This window comes from Ulvibacterium marinum (assembly GCF_003626755.1).
Classification (GTDB): Bacteria; Bacteroidota; Bacteroidia; order Flavobacteriales; family Flavobacteriaceae; genus Ulvibacterium; species Ulvibacterium marinum.
This window is the reverse complement of record NZ_RBCJ01000002.1, coordinates 1,270,123-1,292,687: the sequence shown is the minus strand read 5'-3', so window position 1 is coordinate 1,292,687 and position 22,565 is coordinate 1,270,123. Positions and strand designations below refer to the sequence as shown.

The following is a 22,565-nucleotide window of genomic DNA, read 5'->3' as shown; positions in this document are numbered from 1 at the left end:
CCTATGCAAAAAACGGCGGTGATTAATGTAGTAGGATTGACCAAACGACTCATTGGGGAGCATACGCCCTTTATAAAATCCTTTTTAGAACAAGGTAAATCAACAGTTATCCAACCCGTACTTCCCGCAGTTACCTGTTCGGCGCAATCGACCTACCTCACTGGGAAATACCCTTCGGAACATGGTATCGTAGGCAACGGATGGTATTTTAAGGACGAATGTGAGGTGAAATTTTGGAGGCAATCCAATAAGTTGGTTCAAAGTGAAAAAATCTGGGACAAACTAAAAAAGCAAGATTCGAATTTTACCTGCGCCAATTTATTTTGGTGGTATAACATGTATGCCAATACCGATTATAATGTAACGCCACGACCCAATTATTTGGCGGATGGAAGAAAGATACCCGATATCTATTCCCACCCTGCCACCTTACGGGATACCCTACAAGAGGAATTGGGAACGTTTCCGTTGTTCCATTTTTGGGGCCCGAAAACATCCATAAAGTCTAGCCAATGGATAGCGGATGCCACCCTGCGAACGGATGAAATTTACAACCCAACGCTTACGTTGGTCTACCTTCCCCATCTGGATTATAACCTGCAACGCTATGGCCTTGATTTCAACATCATATCCAAGGATTTGCGAGAGATTGACGGTGTGGTAAAACAATTGGTAGAACATTATCAGAAACAAGAAGCACATATTATCCTGCTTTCGGAATATGGAATTACCAACGTGAACCGCCCAGTACACTTAAATCGGATACTTCGAAAAGCGGGCTATGTAAACATTCGCACGGAGAGGGGATTAGAGCTTTTGGATGCCGGCGCTAGCAAGGCCTTTGCCGTAGCGGATCATCAGATTGCACATGTGTATCTAAACGATGGCTCCATCAAATCCAAAGTACGGGAAGCATTGGAAAAAGTAGAGGGGGTAGAAAAAGTACTGTCGGGACAGGAAATAAAGGAGGCTAATTTAAATCATGACCGTTGTGGTGATCTGGTAGTTATAGCGGACAAGGATTCCTGGTTCACCTATTATTTTTGGTTGGACGATGCCAAGGCCCCAGATTTTGCCCGTATGGTGGATATTCACAAAAAACCGGGTTACGATCCAGTGGAAATGCATACGGACCCAAATGATAGATGGGTGATGCCCAAGGTTATTGGTAAACTTATCAAAAAGAAATTGGGGTTTAGAACAGTAATGGATATCATTCCCTTGGATGCCAGTTTAATAAAGGGGTCACATGGTAGGATTCCAGAGCACGTGGACGATTACCCTATTTTCATTACTAACAATAGCTCAGCAAACTTAAAGGAGCAAATACCACCTACCGAAGTCTTTCACCAATTGGAAAATCATATTTGCCATAATCATTGATGCGGCCTTTGGTATTGGAAGTCCATTATTTTTATATTTTTAGGGAATAGGCTTTATTAGGATTCAAAAAGAGTCTCGTTTTCACCAACCGATTCAACAAAACAAAAATATGAAACTCCAAATCAGGACAAGGGAAAAATGGTGTTCACGAAAAAGTAACTTTCCCCAATACCTCCTTTGGATATTGATTTCTTCAATTTTACTCAATTTAACCGGTTGTGGATCAAAGGTCCTTGAAGAGTCTTGGGACTATGAGATTGACCTTGGGGATGAAAACCCCAAAGGAATTCTAAAATTGGTGAAATCAGGTGGAGATAATCAAGCTTCACTGGTCTCTTTGGATTGGGGGACATTCAACCTTGAAAATGTTTCCATTACCTCGGACCGTTTTTCGGGGAACTTCGAACTTTTTGGAAATGCGGCCAAGTTGGAAGGTACATTTAAAGAAAATACGTTTTCTGGGGAACTTAGGATAAATGATGAGGTATCCCCATTTAGGGCCTCGAGGTTATCCAATGAACCCTTTCAGATAGATCGCTCTACTATTGTATATGTGCTTTCCGAGTCAGATCTTTCCGAATCCGAGACCAATATTGACCATGCTGGTATCATTGCCAGTACGGATCGCGAAGGATACCAAAGAGGGGAACGGATATATTCCGCTAATTGTATCAACTGCCACGGAACCGATGAGGTAGAAGGTTCAATTCCGCTGTCCACCAAGTTTTGGGAGCAACCGTTAAAGGCCGGTAGCGATGCTTTCTCCATGTACCGGACCATAAGCCGCGGTTATGGTTCCATGCCACCACAACCAACGCTGACCCCAAGGGAAAAATATGATGTCATCTCCTATATACGTCATAAATACATCAAGGAAAACAAAGAGGAAAACTATATTGCCAATTCTCCAGGCTATTTGGCCGGTCTGCCTAAAGGAACTTCACAAGGTCCTGAAGCCAAACCCTACCAACCCTGGTCGGACATGGATTATGGAAATTTTTTGATCAACACCTATGAGTTGGTGGATGAAGAAACCGGACCGGAACGATATCATTCCCCAGGACCCGCCCCATATCCTGATGAGGACTATAGCAAGAACAATTTTGCGTATAAAGGTATTGCCATCCGTTTGGACAAAGGGGATGGGGGAGTGTCCAAAGGCAAGGCCTGGATGATATTTGATCATGACGTTATGCGTGTTGCCGGGGGATGGACCGGTGAGGGATTTATAGACTGGGACGGGATTCTTCTCAATGATAAACATGAGACGTATCCTAGGACGGTAGGGAAACTTCATTTTGAAACTCCAGTAGGCCCGGGATGGGCCAATCCCGAAACAGGTTCTTTTGAAGATCCGAGATTTCGGGCTCGGGACGGTAGAGCTTTTGGGCCGTTACCCAAAAGTTGGGCAGATTACAAGGGACTATATCACTATGAAAATCACACGATTATTTCCTACACCGTGGGAAATGCCAATATTCTGGAAGAATTGGGTGTAGAGGAACGAGGCAAGGAAACCATCTTTACCCGAACGTTAAATATCAGTCCATCGACCTCTAATTTAAAAATGAAAGTGGCACCGGTAGCTAATGAAGTAGCTCTCGTGGGTGAAGGTGCTGTGCTCGAAGAGGAGGAAGGTTACGTAATACTTAAGGTTCAACATGGAACGTCAGTGAACCTCAAGTTATTTATTGCAGATTCATCCGTAAAGAATTTGAACGCTTTGGCCGCTTCAAGCCTACCCGAATCATTGGCGCAATATACTTCAAGTGGTCCCGCACATTATCCCGAGAAGATAAAAACTACAATTACCTCAGGAAATGAAGATGGCCTTTTTTCGGTAGACCAATTGACCCCTCCATTCGATAACCCGTGGGCCTGTAGGATGAAGTTGAGCGGTATCGACTTTATGGGTGATGCGAACAAGGCCGTGGTTTGCGCCACGGATGGCGATGTTTGGGTGATTAGTGGACTTACGGATACTACAGGACAACTTACCTGGCAAAGAATTGGTTCCGGTCTTTTTCAGCCGCTGGGTATAAAAGTACTAAATGATAATATCTATGTAATCTGTCGAGATCAGTTGGTCTTATTGCATGATTTTAATGGGGATAATGAAACCGATTTCTATGAAAGCTTTAATCATGATCATCAGGTAACCGACCATTTCCACGAGTTCGCCATGGGGCTTCAGGCAGATGCTCAGGGGAATTTGTATTATGCCAAGAGTGGGCGTCATGCAAGGGAGGCCTTGGTACCCCAGCACGGTACCTTGCTAAAAGTCAGTAAGGATGGCTCCCAAACCGATATCATTGCTACTGGTTTTAGGGCGGCCAATGGAGTATGTATTAATCCGGACGGTAGCTTTTTGGTTACCGATCAACAAGGGTTTTGGAACCCTATGAATCGTATTAATTGGGTCGATGGAAAAGGTAAATTCTACGGTAATATGTGGGGGTATGGTCCGCCCAAAGATACCACCAGAGTTGCGATGGAACAACCCATGGTCTGGGTGGACATGCAATTTGACCGGTCTCCCTCTGAACTCTTATGGATAGATAGCGAAAAATGGGGACCCCTAAATGGAAGTCTTTTGAGTTTCTCTTATGGTTATGGTAAAATCCAATTAGTACTTCATGAGAAAGTGAAGGGTCAGATGCAAGGCGGTGTCATTGATTTGCCTGGAGTCAAATTTTTGACGGGTGTTATGCGCGGAAGGTTCAATCCCGCTGATGGACAATTATACGCCTGTGGCATGTCGGCCTGGGGTACCAACCAAATGCTACGGGGCGGGGGACTTTATCGGGTTCGTTATACCGGAAAACCGCTAACGCTTCCCGTTGACCTTAAGGTAGCAAGGTCATCGGTGCAGTTGGTTTTTGAACAGCCTTTAGATCAAAACAAGGCCAAGGATGTCGGGAATTTTGAGATAAAGACTTGGAACCTCGTAAGAAGTAGCAAATACGGTTCCGATCGTTATGACGAACTAACCTTGGACATCTCCAAAGTGGAATTACTTCACGATGGGAAAGCCGTAAAACTTTATATTCCGGATATACAGCCCGTGGACGTTATGACGATAAACTACAATCTGGCTTCCCAAAACGGTGACCCTATGCAAGGAACCATTCAGAATACCATACATGCCTTGACTATGGAAAAGGAACCACTTTAGATTTAAATCATCTCCTTAATTAGAAAGAATAGCTTAATGTAGCAAAAAAGAAATTTCTCCAGTTTGGTAGTGTTTGGATACCCTATATCGACCTGCCAGGGAATAGCTACCCATGCAAAAAATGGTTGGCTTATGATAGAAAAGGATTTTGATGGCATTTTCGAAATCTGTACTTTAAACATGCATAGAATAAGAGACTGTTTCAAAACAGTCTCTAGATTAAAAAATTAATTCTTAGGAGTTTTTTCCCATGATGTCTTTATTACAGTATAGTTTCAATTGGAGTGTAATTTGCATTACGGTATTCTTGGTTTCCTGCGCGGAAGAGCCCTCCTCCCATAGCAACATCATTCTCCATGATCCTAACCTTTCGTTGCAACTGATTGCGGAACATCCAAGTATTAAGACGCCCATTGGAATGGCCATCGATGAAAACGATGCCATTTATGTTTTAGAATCCCATACCCATACTCCTCCAAATAACTATCAAGGACCAAAGTTTGATTTAATCAAAAAATCGGTAGATGAAAATGATGATGGTATCCCGGACAAATGGATAGTTTTTGCCGATAGTATAGAAGATGGGATGAATCTACATTACAATTTAGAACATGGTTTGTTTTTGACTACCAAAAACGGAGTATTCCAATATCTTGACCATGATAAAAATGGTGTGAGCGATATGAAGAGGGCAATAGTTACTATGGTGGAGCCCAAAAATGTTTATGACCATGCGGGAATTTTGGGGCTTGCCCTAGGTGAAGATGATTGGCTTTATGTCTCCAGGGGAAATGTAGGGGGAAACCCTTGGACCATTAAGGGAACCGATGGTTCGCAAATTGAGGGATATGGTGACGGCGGTAATGTCTTTCGATGCAAGGTAGATGGTAGCCAATTGGAGGAATTGGCCACCGGTTTCTGGAACCCGTTCGATTTGAAGTTTAATAGCGAAGGTCGACTTTTTGTAACCGATAACGATCCTGACAGCCGAGGCCCAAATCGATTGATTGAGATTGTACCCGGTGGGGATTACGGATACAAATCGGTATACGGCGGAAGTGGTATACATCCTTTTTCTTCTTGGAATGGGGAATTACCGGGAACATTGCCCTTTTCCGCTCCTTTGGGAGAGGCACCTTGCGCCATGATCGATGGGAGTTTTACCAATTTTGGAGACCCCTACGCTTCTCAAATGTTGGTGAATATTTGGGAGGAGAACAACATGGTTCGCATCCCTCTTGATCAAAACGGCTCCTCCGTAAAAGGTATTCCCGAAGTGTTGATTCAGGGGGATGCCTCTTTTCATCCTGTTTCGTTGGCCACAAATAGTAGGGGAGACCTATATATTACGGATTGGGTCTTACGGGAATACCCTAATCATGGTAGTGGGCGTTTATGGCGGGTAAAGTCTAAATCAGTCGTATCAAAACAACCATACTCAGAGCGTAGCATCAATATATTTAAAAAAGATACAAGGAGCGTAGACCAGCTTATTGCTGACCTCGAACAAAAAGATCTTTTTGAATTGGCCATTACCCGGCACTCCCTGGCAAAAAATGCTGGCCTCGAAGAATTACTTCCCTTAATAAAAAGTGACAATCCCCACCTGCGTTTACAAGGTCTATTGACCCTTTTTAAGGTAAAGAAAAACTTGAATAAGACGTCCATACTTTCCTTGTTGAGAGATAGAAATCAGGATATGCAGAGGATGACCTTGATGTATATAGCCAAAAAAGGTATCACCGAAATGGAGCCTCATTTGTACAGTACATTGAGGGAAAACCAAATACCGCCCCAACTTTTCGAGAGTTTTTTGGCAACCGTTCGGCATTTGCAACCTGATTTCATGGACAGGATAAGGAAAAGATCCGGTAGAAGTTCCACAATCCCGAGGGAACTGCCCAAATCGTTTATTAAGGATATTTTGAAGAACCCGGTTATAGGCGAGGAGGTAAAGGCAATGGCAATACCTTACTTGCAGGATTTTAAGTCAAATAAGGCGATTATCGAAGAACTTCTCGGGAATGCCAAGTCCGGGAGGCTTCAAATCGCCCTAATAAAGGCCATTCAAAAAATACCGGGAACCGATTTCAGTTGGGCACTGCAAACCGTCGCTTTCAATACTGATTTTACATCAATTGCCCGATCAATGGCCGTGCAGGAACTGAGTTACGGCCCGCAAAAATACATCAAGAAGGTACTGGGCATGCTTAATGAAAATGACGAAATCCTACAATATGCCGCCCTAAAGTATCTCTGTGCGGCTAGACTGGATGATACAACAAGATCTGAAATCGAGGAATGGGTTGAAAATACCAAATACCAAATCTCGGAAACTGCTTTTTCCATTTGGAATAATTGTTTTAAAGATGTTACCGCGCCATTTAATGAAGCCGATTATGCATCGGTAAAAGGCAACGGGAATTCCGAAATCGGGCGATTGGTTTTTGAAAATAGAATCGGTCTCTGTACAAGTTGTCACAAGGTAAATGGTTGGGGGGGATCTTTTGGTCCTGAATTGTCCAATATTGGAGACAGTAAATCCATCTCCCAACTAATTTCGGCGGTTTTGGAACCCTCTTTGGAGATTTCCCCGGAATGGCAGGGCTGGTATTTGGTGGATGCAGAAGGGACTAGGCATACGGGAAGACAGATTGATGTACATCTTAACTATGCCGAGTTGATGAATACAAACGGAGAATATGATACGTTTAAAAACCCCTCGTCCTATGGGGTGATGGAAAGTTCCTTGATGCCAGAAGGGCTGGAAAGGACTATGATTCCATTGGAATTCAACGATTTGATTACATATCTAAGCCAGTTAAAATAGAGATTTATGAGCGATAGAAGAACATTTGTAAAACGTGTGGCTGGAACTGCAGCAGGAATGGCCATGGGCATTCCTGTACAAACAAGAGCTTCAAATGGCAAGGGACAGGTATTTTACGAAGAAAAGATAATTAAGGAGTTACCAAAAAACCCTTTGGTTCTATTTGATAATTTCCACTCGGGAAACCGAAGGTCCTATTCCTGGAAAGCAAAATTAGCAGCTGCTGATCATGCAGGTTTTGATGGATTTGAGTTTGTTGGGTTACATACGGATTCGGATACGTGGAAAGAAGTAACGGACCTCTTCGGGAAAACACGATTTAAGGTAATGGGTTTTCATGGTACTACGCAAGCCGTTATTGATGCCAAGGCTCCTGAAATTGACGAGGAGATTGCAAAAATTGTAAATAACGTTAAGGCCTTGTCCCAACTGCCCATAAAGCCCTATTATTCCTTGTCCCTGAGTGGTCGTGGGGAATTGATGGGTGATACTATTGCAGAAAGTGGTTCGGCCAGGGCCAAGGACAGACATTGGGAACGTGCCTATAAAATCATCGCCGCTTTCGATAAGGCTTGTAAGGAATCTGGGATTATTGGTGCTTTATATCCTCATATCCATTGGATATGCGATACACCCCAGTCCACATTTAAGATATTAAAAGGGGCTAAGGCGACTGCCATAGGTCCGGCTTTTTGCTCCCATCATTGGTACGCCAATGCGGCTTCGGACGAGCTGGATAAAGTCATAAAAAATGAATATATGAAGCACTTAAATTATGTGGTCCTCACTAATGGTATCTTTTTACCATCAAATTTTCAGGCAGTTCGTTTTAATGAGGGGCAAATAGATATGGCCTGGATGTTGGCCAAACTTTATGAATTTGGGTACACTGGCCCCATTTCCACACAAGGATGGCGTATAGGCGGAGATCCCTTTGTGGCCTGTAAGCAATTCGTGGATACGATAAAGGCACTTAGAAAAAGGTTTTCGGAACATCCGGAGCTATACCCGTTGATTTGAACCGGATTATGTAGAAAGTGGCTTCATTATGGATAGGTAAGCAATTGCAGCCCTTCTAGCGTCTATCAATTCCAATGCTTTCCATTAATTGATGAATTTTATTGAAAAACAGTTATTATTTATTGTTTATCAATAATTTTTTTTGTTTTTTTACAATTAAATTGATTGTTATGGTAGTGAAAAATAGGGTTTATGGCAGTGCTCTTATTCAGTTTTTATTATGGGTGCTTAGAATTGGCTTTTTCATTGTTGCAATTGGAGTAATTATTTGGCTGATTTATAGCATCTTCATATTTGTTAGTGGTGGTCCAACACGTCATATGGATTTTCCCGTGATGTTTTCCTTTGCCGATGAGGGTTCTCTAAAAACACTCAATGATGGTTCGGCCGCAAAGTTTTATATGCGAGGTGCAACCGGAGCAATTATGTCAGATGATGTTCCTAGAGGGTTTTTGGCCATATACAGCTTTATTGCCCTTTTGATTAAAGTTCTTTTTCTTCTTTCTTTGCGGTTGACAATTCGTATCCTAGATTCAGTGCGAATAGGAAAGTTCTTCATTGTGGAAAATGCCATTCGATTGAGGTATATTGGGTTACTGGGGATTGTGTTTTTTATTCTAGACCGATTGGGAACGGTAATTTCTGCATCCTATTTCAGTGATAGATTGGAATTTTCTGGCATGGTATTCACAAGTTTTAATTTATTTTCTTGGGTCACGCTAAACTCTTTATTCATATCTCTTTTCCTTTTAGTCATTGCTGAGGCATTTCGTATTGGAGCACAATTAAAGGCAGAAAAAGATTTAACTATTTAAGAAAAGAGTATGCCTATTGTTGTAAATCTTGATGTGATGTTGGCCAAACGAAAAATGTCTCTTAAAGAGCTTTCGGAAAAGGTAGGGATTACCATGTCCAATCTTTCCATTTTGAAGAAAGGAAAGGCAAAGGCCATTCGTTTTAGTACACTTCAGGCTATTTGTGAGGCTTTGGAATGCCAACCCGGGGAAATTCTTGAGTACCGTAAAGATTAGCTACAGACTTGTTGATAAGAAATGTTGTTTTTATTCCAAATCCTCGATTTTCAGTCGTTTTTCCAACCAGTAGTCATCCGCTTGAAATCCATAGGCAGAAGGGTTATACGTACCAACTAGATTCACGTTGGCTTTTTCGGGTACCGTCATATCCAATGCCCAAAACACTCCGTTAATCAAAAGTCTCCGAACCCCTTCGTTCATCAGGTCACTGGAAGAGCCGATAGTAGAAGTAAAAGCTTTGCCCATTTTGCCATTTGGAATTTGGTAACTTTTGGTCCAGGCAATGGGCATCAAGGTTTCGTTTACCTTCATTCCCTTATCATTAACATCGGCAATTTCTTCATCCGTAGGTCGCATTCCATAAAAAAGGTCGTTCTCATCGTATTCCCCTTTTCTATTGACAACTTGACCAAGAACTACATGTTGCGCATCTCCTGGTAAAGGGAGTCTAACACCATATACATCTGTAGAACCCCAAATTTCACCATTTTCGATACCGTTGGTAATAGGATGTTTTGTGGATTCCTGAGGAATAACTCCACGAGTACTCTGGTGTTTATGGTGTCCATGATGCGTATGCCACTTTTCACCCAGGATAAGACGACCAAAACCATCCGTCCATTCGGTCATATCACCTTTGTATGCATTACTATAGTGGGAATAGCTGGAGGTAGAGTCCTCCTCGGTAAAGTTAAAAGCATGGGTAGCCGTCCGGATAGCCACAATCGGTTTCCCCGCTTTGAGATAATCATCAATATATTTCATCTGCTCATCCGGGAGTGCCCTAAAACGGGTAAAGAGTACTATGGCATCAGCAGTGTTAAGGGCTTCTAAACCAGGGATATTTTTTAGGTAATTGGCATCCACTATTCCCGGTTTATCCGGATTTTGGGCAAATAATACCGTACAGGTAAACCCGTGATGTCTGGACAGGATTTTAGCCAATTGGGGCAAAGCCTCCTCGGAACGGTATTCCTCATCTCCTGATATCAAAACAATATGTTTTCCGGTATCACCCTTGCCTTCAAAGGTCAATAGTTGCTTCGGTTCCTCAACGGTCTTTTCCGTCTCTTTCTTTTCCGTTTTTTGTCCGCAAGCCATTAATAGGGCAAGGAGTAAAAGTGTATATATTTTCTTCATATTTATCGATTGACTTTCATGTTATTTATTTCGTTGTTCGTTGCCGGTTGATTTTGATATTTTTACTTACCACTTACCACTTACCACTTACCACTTACCACTTACCACTTACCACTTACCACTTACCACTTACCACTTACCACTTACCACTTACCACTTACCACTTCGTACTTCACAATTTAGTTGTCGGTTGATAGTTTATGGTTGTTGGTTACTATTGCTGATTTCTAACTTCCTACTTCATATCTTATACTTCAAATCCCCAATCCCTCTTTGATAAAGGCAAGTCCTTTGGTATATATTTCTTCTGATGGTGAATAATCACGCCATACGTTAATGGCATTGGCAAATTCCGGAATTATGGTACTAAAGGCCTCTATGGTCAACCATCCATCATACTTAATTTCTTTTAAGGTCGTAAAAACATCTTCCCATTGTACTTGTCCACTACCGGGTGTTCCTCGATCATTTTCACTAATATGTACATGTTTAAGATGGGGTGCTATGGTCTTAAGGGCCTTGGATTGACTTTTTTCCTCAATGTTGCTATGATGCGTGTCATACATGGCTCCTAGATTGGGATGGTCCACGGCCTCTACTAAAGTCCGTAGGTCTTCCATAGTATTGTACAGGTAACATTCAAACCGATTTAAGGCTTCCGGAGCCAACATAATATCGGCTTCAGCGGCATATTCAGCTGCTTTACGTAACATTTCGGCGCTCCACTGGCGTTCTTCCATTGTCGGGGGTTGTCTGGTAAAATGGGCAAAACTAGAATGTAGGGGCCCGCATATATTTTCAGTTTTTAACGCCTCCCCATTGTCGATGGCCCACTTTAGTCGGTCTAGCCCGGCCTGCCTGATTTTGGCATCGGGACTGGCGATATTTTCTTCAGGTCCCAATCCGGTCACCGTTGTGACTCCCAGGCCTAATTGGGACAAATGATTTCCCAATTTGGAATAGTGTGCCACATCGCCTTCACCCATATAGAGTTCAATGCCATCGTATCCTGTTTCCTTTAAACTATCAATAATGGGATAATGCTCTTCCGTCACATGATTGGTCCAGAGCAAAAGGTTCATTCCAATTTTCATTTATATCAATTTATTGCGGTATTTCAGTTTTCAATACCATTTCTTAAAAGAAACAACCCCCACCTGTAATAGGCAGGGGGCGAATATAATACTATGTGTTTTTTGACCTGGTTTGCGATTCCATATGGTCAAAACTTTACTGTCGTCAGGATGCCGTTGCAGCCGCAGCTTCCGGTTTCCGATTCTTCATCCAAAAATAAAGTATGGTAAATAGTACGATCAATATTCCGGGGAACAAGGTCATGGTCTCCAAAGTGGCCTGACCGGAAACCAACTCCAATTCGTCTCCTGTAAGACCTGCAGCCGCAGCTTCGGCCTTGTCAGCATCAATCCAACTACCAATGATAGGTTGGAAAATAGATGAGGAGAACATACCCACCGCACCTATAATGGATAGGCCTAAGGCACCACTTTTTGGGATTTTATCTGCTACAAAACCAACCATATTCGGCCAAAAGTAAGCAATGCCCAAGGCGAAAAAGATGGCCGCCACATAGGCCATAGCTCCGGTTTGCGTACTAAACAGATAAATGCCGATAGTAGCTAGAACCGCAGACCCTAAAAGCACTCCAGTTTGATCGAATTTATGTACCATTTCGCCACCAAAATATCGTGCCACAGCCATAATTCCCGTAACCAAAGCCAGTATAATCATAGGGGATGCCCCGCTTTTGGACAATATCAGTCCTACCCACTGCTGAGGCCCGAATTCTGAAATTGCGGTCAAAGACATGCAGGCAATCATAAAAAGAAATAACGGAGAAACCATGGCTTTTAAATTACCCATAAGAGTAGCACCTTCCTTGACTTTTGCCTTAGGCCAGGACTGACCAAAGAACATGTAGGCATAGATTAACGTAGGTATCATGATGACCCAAATTTGTGATTCCCAACTCATATCCAGTACTTTCGTCATAACTTCAGAAACAATACTTCCTATGACGATTCCTCCGGGGAACCACATGTGGAAACGGTTCATCATTTTACTCATTTTGTTACCCTCATAGGCATCCGCTATCATAGGATTACAGGCCGCTTCGGTACATCCATTGCCCAGCCCTATAAGAAGCGTTGATATGAGCAGACCCGTATAACTACCTGAATAGATAGTCATGATAATGCCTATGGCGTGGGCGAAGAAAGCAAATTGCATTATTGCCTTGCCACCAACCTTATGATATATCAGTCCGCCGATAACCATGGATATGGGAAAGCCCAAAAACCACATTTGGTTGATGAAACCCAATTGTGTAGCGGATAAACTCAGTTCTTCTCCCAACTGGGGGAGGATGCCAGCCCGGATACTAAATGATAAAGCTGTAGTAATCAAGGCAAAACAACTACCGTAAAATAATCTTTTGTCATTTACCATTGAAGTGGAAGCGGTATTTTCCATACGTTTTTAGTTTAGGTTGATTAAAATCAATACTAGAAAATTTAAATTCAAAGTATAAGTTTACTTACTTTTTTGCTATTATCATAATTATTTTATGGTTGTCTTACCAGTTTATCACAAAATATAGGTTGCTGTTAAAAAAGCCACAACATTTATTTCATGAAATACATGATTTTAGCTAAATTAGTCCACTTAGTGTACGTACACACCGATAATTTACAATACCCTAAATAACTAAGATAAAATGCAACAGAACAATTATCCTAAATTGCACAATGCCTCTTGGCCCGGTGTAGTGGGTAAAGGCCCCGATTCCGAACCCCCAATAGACATCGATACCATGATCGAACTTACCGCCAATGCGGAAGTGGACGGAACAAAATTTGACGGTTTTGACCTGTTTCTATTCGATCCGCATATGGATATTGATGCTTCGGATGATGATATCAAACGAATGGCGGACAAGGCGACGTCCAAAAACTTGGAAATTGGAAGTCTGGTCGCTCCCGTGTGGACCCCTACAGGAGGGGGATCTGCCATGGGTACCGCAGAAGAACGTAAGCAGTTTGTGACACAGGTGCACAAATCCTGTAAGATAGGCCAAAAGCTACGTGAAATAGGAGTCCGTCCAAACGGTATCATTCGTATAGACTCCTCCATAGATCCCGAAAGTTGGGCTCAGGATCCTGTTGGAAACACAAAATTGATTGCCCAGACATTCCGGGAGGCCTGTGATATTGCTGCGGATTATGGAGAATCCCTGGCGGCGGAAGGTGAAATCTGTTGGGGTGGGATGCATGGGTGGAAATCCATGGTCAATACCTTGGAAGCAGTAGACCGACCAAATATCGGCTTCCAAGCGGATATGGCTCATACCTTATTATATTTACTAGGATATAACAAACCCGATGAAAGAATTTTACCTGAAGACTTTCAATGGAACGATCGTGCCACCTTAACCGAGGGTCTTAAAACCCTTACGGCCGCCTTACGGCCCTGGACGATAGATTTTCATGTAGCCCAAAATGATGGAACGGTGTTCGGGGCAGGTTCCCATGACAAGACCGGAAGGCACTGCCAGGCCGCGGACCCCAATGGGAAATTGGATATTCCTGTAGATGCAGGGCATTGGCTTCGAAATGAAGATGGCAGCCTTACCAAAAGGTTCAAACATATCTGTTGGGATGGCTGTATGTTCCCCAATGAGGTAATGATGCAACCCAAAACTTGGAACGATGTCCTGGGTGCCATGATCAAGGTGCGCGAGCTTCACGGATGGTACGAGGGGTAGTGGAGCAGGAAGTAGTAGTATTTCATACAATAAACAAAACACCAATAATTTAATATCGATTACTATAAATGGCGGACAAAAAAGAATTGAGAATAGGACTGATAGGATACGGATTTATGGGTAGGACCCATACCAATGCCTATAAGCGTTTGGGTGATTTTTTCCCGGAATTGAAGCATAAACCTGTGCTGAAAGTGGTATGTGCCCGTAACAAGGAACGTTTGCAGGCATTCGCCGACCAATGGGGGTATGAATCCATAGAAACCGACTGGAGGGCTGTGGTCGCCAGAGATGATGTGGATGCCATTGATATTTGTACCCCGAACAACATGCATGCCGAGATTGCCATAGCCGCGGCCGAGGCCGGAAAAATGATACTATGCGAAAAACCATTGGCCCGGACCGTGGCCGAGGCACAACCCATGGTAGATGCCGTGGAAAAGGCCGGTGTTCCCAACACAGTATATTACAACTATCGCAGGGTTCCTGCGGTGACCTTGGCCAAACAATTGATTGATGACGGAAAGCTTGGAAAGATATTTCACTATAGGGCCAATTTTTTACAGGATTGGACCATTAGTCCGGAGCTTCCCCAAGGTGGGGAGGGATTATGGCGATTGGATAACGATGCTGCCGGATCAGGAGTTACCGGAGATCTTTTGGCACATTGTATAGATACGGCGATGTGGTTGAACGGGGGCATCAAGGATGTTTCGGCCATGACGGAGACATTTATCAAGGAAAGGGTACATACGGGTACCGGTGAGGTACAGAAAGTAGGTATAGACGATGCCTGCATTTTCCATTGCCATTTTGATAATGGTTCTTTGGGACTCTTTGAATCTACACGTTACGCTAGGGGCCATAAAGCCCTGTATACCTTTGAAATCAATGGAGAGCACGCATCGATTAAATGGAACTTGCACGACCTGTCCCGATTGGAATATTTTGACCATCGGGATGAATCTATAGAACGGGGGTGGCGGTCCATTCACGTTACCGATGGTGACCAACCCTATATGGACAAATGGTGGGTCCCTGGCCTGTCTATCGGGTATGAGCATAGTTTTGTACACCAAGTGGCCGATTTCTTCAAAAGTATTGAAGATGGGACGCCTTGTTCCCCGACCTTTAAAGAGGCCCAGGAAACGCAAAAGGTTTGCGAAGCCGTGTTGAATTCCGCAAAATCTAAAAGCTGGCAGGAAACTGGTGTTGATTGGTAGTGGTATCGGAAATATCTCCAAACCCCAGTTATATCCTATTTTAAAAATCCAATAAAGAACTCGTTAAGAATGACCAACGCAATAAAAGGTTTTTGCCTTCATGGAAGGGAAAAAATATATCCTAACTCCGGAGTTTCGGTAACAAGCAATACTTCCGTAGTGGATATGGACCTTCCTGGATTAAAGGAGGGTGAAATTTTGGCCAAGACACTCTATACCGGAATCTGTGGCTCGGATAATAGTGCAAGTTTAGGGAAACCCAATTTTGATTGGGTAGAACGTCCAAGGGTAATAGGCCATGAGTTCAGTGCCGAGGTATTGGAATTGGGACCTGGAGATCACGGTGATGTAAAAGTGGGTGATGTTTTTACACCCTTGGCCATGCTAGGTTGCCAAGACGAAGATTGCCCGGCCTGCAGCGTGGCAAAATGGAATCTATGCCCCAATAAACAAATCATCGGCTTTCATAGAAATGGAGGCTTTGGTCAACAGGTGGTGCTGGAGTCCGACCGGGTCGTTCATTTGATTGATGGTCTTACGCCCGAGCAGGGTGCCTTGGTAGAACCATTATCCATTATCGTAAACGCCCTGCATAATAAATGTAACATAAAACCAGGGCAGGATGTGGTGGTCACAGGATGTGGGATTATCGGTCTTATGTCCGCCGAATTGGCAAGGGCGGCAGGGGCTAGGGTTGCTGTTACCGGAATAGCCCATGATCGGGATATTCGCCTTAAAAAAGCAAAGGAACGAGGTTTTATTACCATAGAAGTCTCCCCGGACCATACGTTGAACACCCAATTGTCCAAAGGTATTGTGGATGATAAGGGCATCCCTTTTGGAACCAATGGGAAGGTAGATCTACTTATTGAATGCTCTGGAGTCCCCCAAGTATTGACCGAAGCCATAGACGTTGTGCGACCGGAAGGGGATGTCTGTGTTATTGCCACCTATCCCAAGGAAGTTGAAATAAACGCTACACATCTTACCCGTACGTCTTTGAATATGAGGGGGTCTATGGGATCCTGTAGGGATGATTATATGGTTGCCCAAAAATTGATGGTAACCGGAGTATTTCCATCGGAACACTATACCAATTTTTATGATTTTGAGAATATTACGCAGGCTTTTGAGGATTCGATCAAGGCAAACAATGTAAAGGCCGTAATAAAAATGAACTGATTTTTTTAAAGAGACAAGAGATATGAGAGGGGAGAGAAGTGATATGGGATTCAAGACAATTATGGCGGATTGAGGAATCATTCCATTTTATTTTGTCTTACCCATAAATTATTAAACCTAATAATTCCAATGGAAGACCAGTCTATTGTCCAACATCAAATATCAATAATCTAGCATTCAACATACATGCATACAATATTTATTACAGGAGGCACGGGTTGTATAGGCTCGGTAACCATTTACAAGTTATTGCAGTCGTCCGAAGTCGATAGAATTATCGTCGCTACACGATCCAACAATACCGATCCCTTGAAATTATGGTTAGGCGAAGATTTGGATTCCCGTTTGGAGTTTGTCACCCTGGACGTTTCTGATTACCGAGCCATTGAAGAAGTGCTCCAAAAAGTTAACCCGACCCATATTATTCATTTGGGTGCATACCAAAGTCCGGATTGTTCAAAATATCACATCCGTGGCATGGAAATCAATACAGGAGGTACAGTGGCCCTTTTTGACGCCGCCGAGAAACTTCCGGATTTAAAAAGGTTCGTATTCGCAAGTTCTGGAGCAGTATATGGGATGCGATCCATGTACCCTCAGGAGACCATTGCCGAGGATGTACCTCTGGCACCACCTAATCATTATGGAATTTGGAAATTGGCAGGAGAGCATTTGGCCCGTTTATTTTATGACAATACAAAGGTGCCAACGGTTTGTTTACGTATCAATACCACCTATGGTAAGGGTAGGGACAAAGGCAAGACCTCAGCACCTACCAATGCCATGAAGGCTATAGCCATGGGGTCGGTCTCAGGGAGGCTGATGCCCTTTGTGATGCCATATCAGGGACGCGAGAATTATCATTTTGTGGAAGACGTAGGGGCTCACTTTGCTGCTTGTACGTTACAATCGTATTCCGGTTTTGGAGCTTTTAATATTAAGGGAGAAACTATACCCATACCATCGTTTTTACAAATTGTTGAAGAACAGGCCAATGCCTTGGGAATGGGAGCGTTTGTAAAACTTTCCATAATAGATAATGCTCCTCCCAATCTTTTTATCTGTGATTTGGACCACACTAAAATTGATGGTACTTTCAAAAATTTACCGCGTACTGCCATTGCCGAAGGGGTGCGGACGTCCTTACAAGAGTTCAAGAAAATGGCGGAGAAGGATATTTTAGATTTTTCGATAAACACATGAACACAATACGAATAGGTTTACTCGGTGCGGGTGATGTGGCCGATTTGCATGCGGAGGCCATCAATGGTCTGGAAGGCTCGGAATTAATCGGACTTTGGAATCGTACTCCCGAAAAAGGTAAGGTGAAGGCAGCGCAATATGGTTGCAAGACCTATGCTTCTGTAGATGATTTGATGAATGACCCGAATATTGACGCGGTATTCATATTGACCAATATGGAGACCCATTGCGAGTACACTATTAGGGCCGCAAAAGCGGGGAAGCATGTTTTGGTGGAGAAACCTGCGGCTTCCACAATTGAAGAATTGGAAAGAATGGGTAAGGCCATAGCCGAAGCTGGCGTAAAATGTATGCCCGTCCATAACTATATTTATGAAACGGGAATTCGCCGGGCAAAGGATATGATCCAGAGCGGTAAGCTGGGAGATGTTACCCAGTTTTACATGATGTATAATATTCATCACGCGGATGAGATTAGGGCCAGATATCCTGGCGTAATTCGTCAGATTTTGACCCACCATAGCTATACCATGCTATATTTGGCAGGAAAGCCAAAGACCATATCGTGTTTAAAACATACGGTTGATGATACTCTGGCACCACAGGAAAATGTAGCTATGGCCAATATTCAAATGCAAAACGGAACCCTAAGCCATTTATGTGCCAGTTTTGCGAATGATGACCATGCTGGCGACCCCTGGACCTGTATCATCAAGGTCATCGGTACCAAGGGCAGTACACGCTATAGCTATCGCGATTGGGTAATCAATGACCGGAATGGTGCCCACTCCCAGACCTATTACAGCTATCCGGAATCCATAAAGAATACCACTACGCATTTCATCAATAAGGTTTTACGGGAGGATGCGGAGCCACTTTCCAGTTTGGAAGATGCCATTACCTGTCAGCAAATAATAGAAGCTTGTGAAAAGTCGGTAGAAGAAGGATTACATATAACTTTCAAATAAGAAATAATCAACCAAAGTAACGTTTAGATGAGAAGAAGGATAGATTGGAGCAAAGGAAAAATACTATTGTTTTGCCTTACCCTAGTGGTAGTCGGTTGTAGTAGAAAAGAAGGTCCGACTTTGGAATTAAAAAAGGATTCCCACATCGTTTTGATAGGCAATAACCTGGCATGGCGAATGATGAATTTTGGTCACTTTGAGACCGAAGTGCAATTGCGATATCCGGAAGATTCCCTTTTTATACGAAATATGGGAGACGGGGCCAACACTCCGGCTTTTAGGCCACATGCGGCACGGCCTTCTCCTTGGGCCTTTCCTGGAGCGGACAGGTTTGAACATGATTCTGGTAGTAAAATACATTTTGAGGAGGACGATGGAGGGCATCAAAAAGGAGGGGTAGGGCATTTCCCCACTCCGGATGAATGGATTACCAGTCTGGAAGCCGATATTATCATTGCATTTTTTGGATATACGGAGTCCTTTGAGGGAGCCGAAGGGTTGGAAAACTATCGTGAGGAATTACGGGCCTTTATCAAACATACCTTAAGTCAGAACTATAATGGTAGCCATCCTCCACAACTGGCCTTGATATCACCGATTGCTTATGAAGATCTTTCCGAAAAAATGGATTTGCCCAATGGAGAAAAAGAAAACAAGAACTTGGAACTATATACCAAGGCCATGGGAGAAGTTGCAGCGGAAGAGGGTATACTATTTGTAAATGCGTTTGATGCGTCCAAAAATTGGTTTGATTCTACTTCCGACAATTTGACCTCAGATGGATTTCAGTTAAATGATAAGGGCTATCAAAAATTTTCCCGCTTCCTGGCAGATCAGGTTTTTGGTAAAACTACGAGTAAGGTAGAAAAAAACAGAACCTTGGTCCATGAGGCAGTAAAGGAAAAAAACTGGTTTTGGCTCAATGATTTCAAGATTCCCAACGGCGTGCATGTATATGGAAGAAGATATGATCCCTTTGGCCCGGACAACTATCCTTTTGAAATAGAAAAGATTAGGCAAATGACTGCCATTCGCGACACTGCCATTTGGATGGCCTCACAAGGCAAAAAAATGGATTTGGCCAAAAGCGATGCCCATACCAAGGTGCTTCCTCCGGTAAAGACTAACTATAAGGCCAGTGAAAAAAACGGAAATCCCGAATATTTGTACGGTCAAGATGCTTTGGATAAGATCAAGGTTGCACCAGGGTATAAAATAGAGCTTTTTGCTTCCGAAAAAGAATTCAACAATTTGGCGAATCCCGTGCAAATGTCATTTGACAATCAAGGCAGACTTTGGGTAGGGGTAATGCCAAGTTATCCCCATTACAAAGCGGGGGATAGTAAGCCCAATGACAAAATCATTATTCTGGAGGACACCGATGGAGATTACAAGGCCGATAAGGAGACCATCTTTGCGGATGGACTACATTTGACTATCGGATTCGAGTTTGCCCCGGAAGGGGTCTATGTATCCCAAGGCAACGATCTGATACTCTTAAAGGACACCGATGGGGATGATAAGGCCGATGAAAAGGAAATCATACTGAGCGGTTTTGATGACCATGATACCCATCATGCCATTAGCGCCTTTACAACAGATCCCTCTGGAGCCATTTATATGGGTGAAGGCACCTTTCTACATACCAATGTGGAAACGGCCTACGGGCCCGTAAGGGGAACCAATGGTGGATTTTATAGATACAGCCCACAGCGGCATCATCTGGAGCGAACGGCCCAATTGGCCATTCCAAATCCATGGGGTATTGCGTTTGATGATTGGGGCCAAAATTTCTTTATTCATACTTCTGGACCTTCCGCTACTTGGATGATGCCTGGAACCATTGTTCCCCGCTATGGGGTAAGTTCTCCCATACCCGAAAACTTTATTGAAAAAAAACACCTAGTTCGGCCAACTTCGGGAATAGAATTCGTGTCCAGTAGGCACTTTCCCGATAATGTGCAGGGCGACCTTCTCATAAACAATACCATTGGTTTTTTAGGTACAAAACAACATAGGGTCGTAGATGATCCCAATTCATCCGGTTATATAACCAAACATCGGCAAGATCTGGTTTATGCCGACGATAAGAATTTTCGCCCCGTAGATTTGGAGTTTGCCCCGGACGGCTCCCTGTATTTTATCGATTGGCATAATGTTCTAATAGGCCATATGCAACATAATGCACGGGATCCCTTGCGGGATCATGCTCACGGACGGGTATATCGGATTACCTACCCATCACGACCGCTGGTAGAACCAGCTAAAATAGTGGATGCGACTATTGAGGAATTACTGGATAACTTAAAGCTTCCCGAATATAGGACAAGATATCGGACAAAAAGGGAATTACGTGCTAGGGAAACTTCGGAAGTGCTAAAAAAATTGAAACCATGGGTCGATGCCCTGGATGAAAATTCCCAAAAATATGAACAACTCCTTTTGGAAGCCCTGTGGGTTACCTGGGGTGCCAATGAGGTTGATCAGGAATTGTTGAAGAAGTTATTGAGTGCCGAGGACTTTAGGGCTAGGACGGCTGCCATAAGGGTACTAAGGTATACAAGCCATCAGGTAAGCGATCAGGCAGAACTATTAATGAAAGCCGCACAGGACAACAACCCTCGTGTAAGGCTTGAAGCACTTGTGGCGGCCTCTTGGCTTGGAAAGGATGTGGGCTTGCCCATCATTGAGGAAGCGGGCAAGAAGGAATTGGACGAGTGGATGGAAAAACCTTTTGCCGCCGCTATCGCACATCTAAACGATGAAAGACTGGGACGTAAAAAGGAAACGGTGGAAACCAATCTCATTGGAACAAACCGTGACATGTTCAAAAAGGGTAAGGAAATTTATGAACGAGACGGGTATTGTGCCACTTGTCATCAGCCCGACGGTAAGGGGCTCGAAGCCTCACAATTTCCTCCGCTTATAGGTTCAAAATGGGTTACCGGAAGCGAGGAACGGTTAATTATGTTGACTTTGAAAGGGCTTATGGGCCCAATTGAGGTTTTAGGTAAGAAGTACCCTGGCCAAGTTCCCATGACCCCTTTCGGCCAAATGCTCAATGATGAGGAAGTCGCCTCGGTATTGACTTATGTAAGAAACATGCCCGGAAACAAAGCCCTGCCAGTTCTACCCGCTACGGTCAAAAAAATACGGGAAGGAATTAAGGGCAAGGAGGGATTTTATAGTCCGGGAGAACTTCTTGAATTATACCCTATGGAATAAAATTCAGGAGGCCTTAAAGTCAAAAATCTTCTCCATGGGCAACCACTTTTCACCGGGTTTGGCCATAGGCAGCGCTTGTTGGTAATCCCACATGAGTACCTCCCAATCCTGAACTTTTTCATTGTCCGCATCCATTTGGGCCTTTTTCTCAAAGGAGAAGGAATCCTCCACCTCAATAATCATAAACAAACGATTCCCAATTCGGTAGATTTCCATATGTACAATACCGGAATCCTGCAGGCTGTCCAGTACCTCTGGCCATACCTCCCTATGGTATTCTTCATATTTTGCGATTAGGGCTTCATCATTCTTTAGATCAAGGGCCAAGCAGTGTCTTTTCATGGGTTATTACGTTTAATTGATTGCAACGGTTATTTTTAAATTGATATCGATTTATCTCT

Annotated in this window: 16 protein-coding genes; 12 read left to right on the top strand and 4 right to left on the bottom strand. The window is 43.4% G+C overall.

Going from position 1 to position 22,565, the window contains the following annotated elements:
* Nucleotides 1-3 precede the first annotated feature (3 nt).
* The 6 genes from D7Z94_RS12905 to D7Z94_RS12875 all read left to right on the top strand — a co-directional run bounded on the left by D7Z94_RS12905 (nucleotide 4) and on the right by D7Z94_RS12875 (nucleotide 9,439).
* Nucleotides 4-1,383 (top strand): alkaline phosphatase family protein, encoded by a 1,380-nt coding sequence (locus D7Z94_RS12905; RefSeq protein ID WP_120711936.1) that lies wholly within the window; start codon nucleotides 4-6, stop codon nucleotides 1,381-1,383.
* Between the two features lie 109 nt (nucleotides 1,384-1,492).
* Nucleotides 1,493-4,558, top strand: coding sequence for a DUF6797 domain-containing protein (locus tag D7Z94_RS12900; RefSeq protein WP_120711935.1), 3,066 nt, complete (start codon nucleotides 1,493-1,495; stop codon nucleotides 4,556-4,558).
* 250 nt (nucleotides 4,559-4,808) lie between these two features.
* The gene (locus D7Z94_RS12890) at nucleotides 4,809-7,388 is read left to right on the top strand and encodes a PVC-type heme-binding CxxCH protein (RefSeq protein WP_120711933.1); all 2,580 of its coding nucleotides are present in this window, start codon (nucleotides 4,809-4,811) and stop codon (nucleotides 7,386-7,388) included.
* Nucleotides 7,389-7,394: 6 nt separating this feature from the next.
* Nucleotides 7,395-8,408 (top strand): sugar phosphate isomerase/epimerase family protein, encoded by a 1,014-nt coding sequence (locus D7Z94_RS12885; RefSeq protein WP_120711932.1) that lies wholly within the window; start codon nucleotides 7,395-7,397, stop codon nucleotides 8,406-8,408.
* Between the two features lie 170 nt (nucleotides 8,409-8,578).
* Nucleotides 8,579-9,223, top strand: a complete 645-nt coding sequence (locus D7Z94_RS12880; protein WP_147415883.1) for a DUF2975 domain-containing protein — start codon at nucleotides 8,579-8,581, stop codon at nucleotides 9,221-9,223.
* A gap of 9 nt (nucleotides 9,224-9,232) precedes the next feature.
* Nucleotides 9,233-9,439, top strand: a complete 207-nt coding sequence (locus D7Z94_RS12875; protein ID WP_120711930.1) for a helix-turn-helix domain-containing protein — start codon at nucleotides 9,233-9,235, stop codon at nucleotides 9,437-9,439.
* A gap of 30 nt (nucleotides 9,440-9,469) precedes the next feature.
* Here the strand turns inward: D7Z94_RS12875 and D7Z94_RS12870 are convergent, their stop codons facing one another.
* The 3 genes from D7Z94_RS12870 to D7Z94_RS12855 form a co-directional block, all read right to left on the bottom strand.
* The gene (locus D7Z94_RS12870; protein WP_120711929.1) at nucleotides 9,470-10,582 is read right to left on the bottom strand and encodes a ThuA domain-containing protein; all 1,113 of its coding nucleotides are present in this window, start codon (nucleotides 10,580-10,582) and stop codon (nucleotides 9,470-9,472) included.
* A 254-nt stretch (nucleotides 10,583-10,836) separates the two neighbouring features.
* Entirely contained in the window at nucleotides 10,837-11,676 is an 840-nt protein-coding gene (locus D7Z94_RS12860; protein ID WP_120711927.1) for a sugar phosphate isomerase/epimerase family protein, read from the bottom strand.
* 145 nt (nucleotides 11,677-11,821) lie between these two features.
* Nucleotides 11,822-13,072, bottom strand: coding sequence for an MFS transporter (locus D7Z94_RS12855; protein WP_211341783.1), 1,251 nt, complete (start codon nucleotides 13,070-13,072; stop codon nucleotides 11,822-11,824).
* A 244-nt stretch (nucleotides 13,073-13,316) separates the two neighbouring features.
* Between D7Z94_RS12855 and D7Z94_RS12850 the strand changes: the two genes are divergently transcribed.
* The 6 genes from D7Z94_RS12850 (at nucleotide 13,317) to D7Z94_RS12825 (ending at nucleotide 22,164) form a co-directional block, all read left to right on the top strand.
* The gene (locus D7Z94_RS12850) at nucleotides 13,317-14,363 is read left to right on the top strand and encodes a sugar phosphate isomerase/epimerase family protein (RefSeq protein ID WP_120711926.1); all 1,047 of its coding nucleotides are present in this window, start codon (nucleotides 13,317-13,319) and stop codon (nucleotides 14,361-14,363) included.
* A gap of 68 nt (nucleotides 14,364-14,431) precedes the next feature.
* Nucleotides 14,432-15,586, top strand: a complete 1,155-nt coding sequence (locus D7Z94_RS12845) for a Gfo/Idh/MocA family protein (RefSeq protein ID WP_120711925.1) — start codon at nucleotides 14,432-14,434, stop codon at nucleotides 15,584-15,586.
* A 69-nt stretch (nucleotides 15,587-15,655) separates the two neighbouring features.
* Nucleotides 15,656-16,768 carry a zinc-dependent alcohol dehydrogenase gene (locus D7Z94_RS12840; protein WP_120711924.1) on the top strand — a complete coding sequence of 371 codons (1,113 nt, stop codon included), beginning with the start codon at nucleotides 15,656-15,658 and terminating at the stop codon, nucleotides 16,766-16,768.
* Nucleotides 16,769-16,954: 186 nt separating this feature from the next.
* Nucleotides 16,955-17,971 carry an NAD-dependent epimerase/dehydratase family protein gene (locus D7Z94_RS12835; protein WP_120711923.1) on the top strand — a complete coding sequence of 339 codons (1,017 nt, stop codon included), beginning with the start codon at nucleotides 16,955-16,957 and terminating at the stop codon, nucleotides 17,969-17,971.
* A complete protein-coding gene (locus tag D7Z94_RS12830) occupies nucleotides 17,968-18,939 on the top strand; it encodes a Gfo/Idh/MocA family protein (RefSeq protein ID WP_120711922.1) in 972 nt (323 codons plus the stop codon). The genes D7Z94_RS12835 and D7Z94_RS12830 overlap by 4 nt, the downstream gene beginning before the upstream one ends.
* 27 nt (nucleotides 18,940-18,966) lie before the next feature.
* The gene (locus D7Z94_RS12825) at nucleotides 18,967-22,164 is read left to right on the top strand and encodes a PVC-type heme-binding CxxCH protein (protein ID WP_120711921.1); all 3,198 of its coding nucleotides are present in this window, start codon (nucleotides 18,967-18,969) and stop codon (nucleotides 22,162-22,164) included.
* Nucleotides 22,165-22,167: 3 nt separating this feature from the next.
* Here D7Z94_RS12825 and D7Z94_RS12820 read toward each other — a convergent pair whose 3' ends face one another.
* Nucleotides 22,168-22,506: an L-rhamnose mutarotase gene (locus tag D7Z94_RS12820; RefSeq protein WP_120711920.1), complete on the bottom strand. Its 339-nt coding sequence runs from the start codon at nucleotides 22,504-22,506 to the stop codon at nucleotides 22,168-22,170.
* Nucleotides 22,507-22,565: the final 59 nt, after the last annotated feature.

Bases quoted from the DNA above. Each gene is read 5' to 3' on its own strand.
- D7Z94_RS12905 (WP_120711936.1), top strand. From the start codon at position 4: ATGCAAAAAACGGCGGTGATTAATGTAGTAGGATTGACCAAACGACTC.
- D7Z94_RS12900 (WP_120711935.1), top strand. From the start codon at position 1,493: ATGAAACTCCAAATCAGGACAAGGGAAAAATGGTGTTCACGAAAAAGT.
- D7Z94_RS12890 (WP_120711933.1), top strand. From the start codon at position 4,809: ATGATGTCTTTATTACAGTATAGTTTCAATTGGAGTGTAATTTGCATT.
- D7Z94_RS12885 (WP_120711932.1), top strand. From the start codon at position 7,395: ATGAGCGATAGAAGAACATTTGTAAAACGTGTGGCTGGAACTGCAGCA.
- D7Z94_RS12880 (WP_147415883.1), top strand. From the start codon at position 8,579: ATGGTAGTGAAAAATAGGGTTTATGGCAGTGCTCTTATTCAGTTTTTA.
- D7Z94_RS12875 (WP_120711930.1), top strand. From the start codon at position 9,233: ATGCCTATTGTTGTAAATCTTGATGTGATGTTGGCCAAACGAAAAATG.
- D7Z94_RS12870 (WP_120711929.1), bottom strand. From the start codon at position 10,582: ATGAAGAAAATATATACACTTTTACTCCTTGCCCTATTAATGGCTTGC.
- D7Z94_RS12860 (WP_120711927.1), bottom strand. From the start codon at position 11,676: ATGAAAATTGGAATGAACCTTTTGCTCTGGACCAATCATGTGACGGAA.
- D7Z94_RS12855 (WP_211341783.1), bottom strand. From the start codon at position 13,072: ATGGAAAATACCGCTTCCACTTCAATGGTAAATGACAAAAGATTATTT.
- D7Z94_RS12850 (WP_120711926.1), top strand. From the start codon at position 13,317: ATGCAACAGAACAATTATCCTAAATTGCACAATGCCTCTTGGCCCGGT.
- D7Z94_RS12845 (WP_120711925.1), top strand. From the start codon at position 14,432: ATGGCGGACAAAAAAGAATTGAGAATAGGACTGATAGGATACGGATTT.
- D7Z94_RS12840 (WP_120711924.1), top strand. From the start codon at position 15,656: ATGACCAACGCAATAAAAGGTTTTTGCCTTCATGGAAGGGAAAAAATA.
- D7Z94_RS12835 (WP_120711923.1), top strand. From the start codon at position 16,955: ATGCATACAATATTTATTACAGGAGGCACGGGTTGTATAGGCTCGGTA.
- D7Z94_RS12830 (WP_120711922.1), top strand. From the start codon at position 17,968: ATGAACACAATACGAATAGGTTTACTCGGTGCGGGTGATGTGGCCGAT.
- D7Z94_RS12825 (WP_120711921.1), top strand. From the start codon at position 18,967: ATGAGAAGAAGGATAGATTGGAGCAAAGGAAAAATACTATTGTTTTGC.
- D7Z94_RS12820 (WP_120711920.1), bottom strand. From the start codon at position 22,506: ATGAAAAGACACTGCTTGGCCCTTGATCTAAAGAATGATGAAGCCCTA.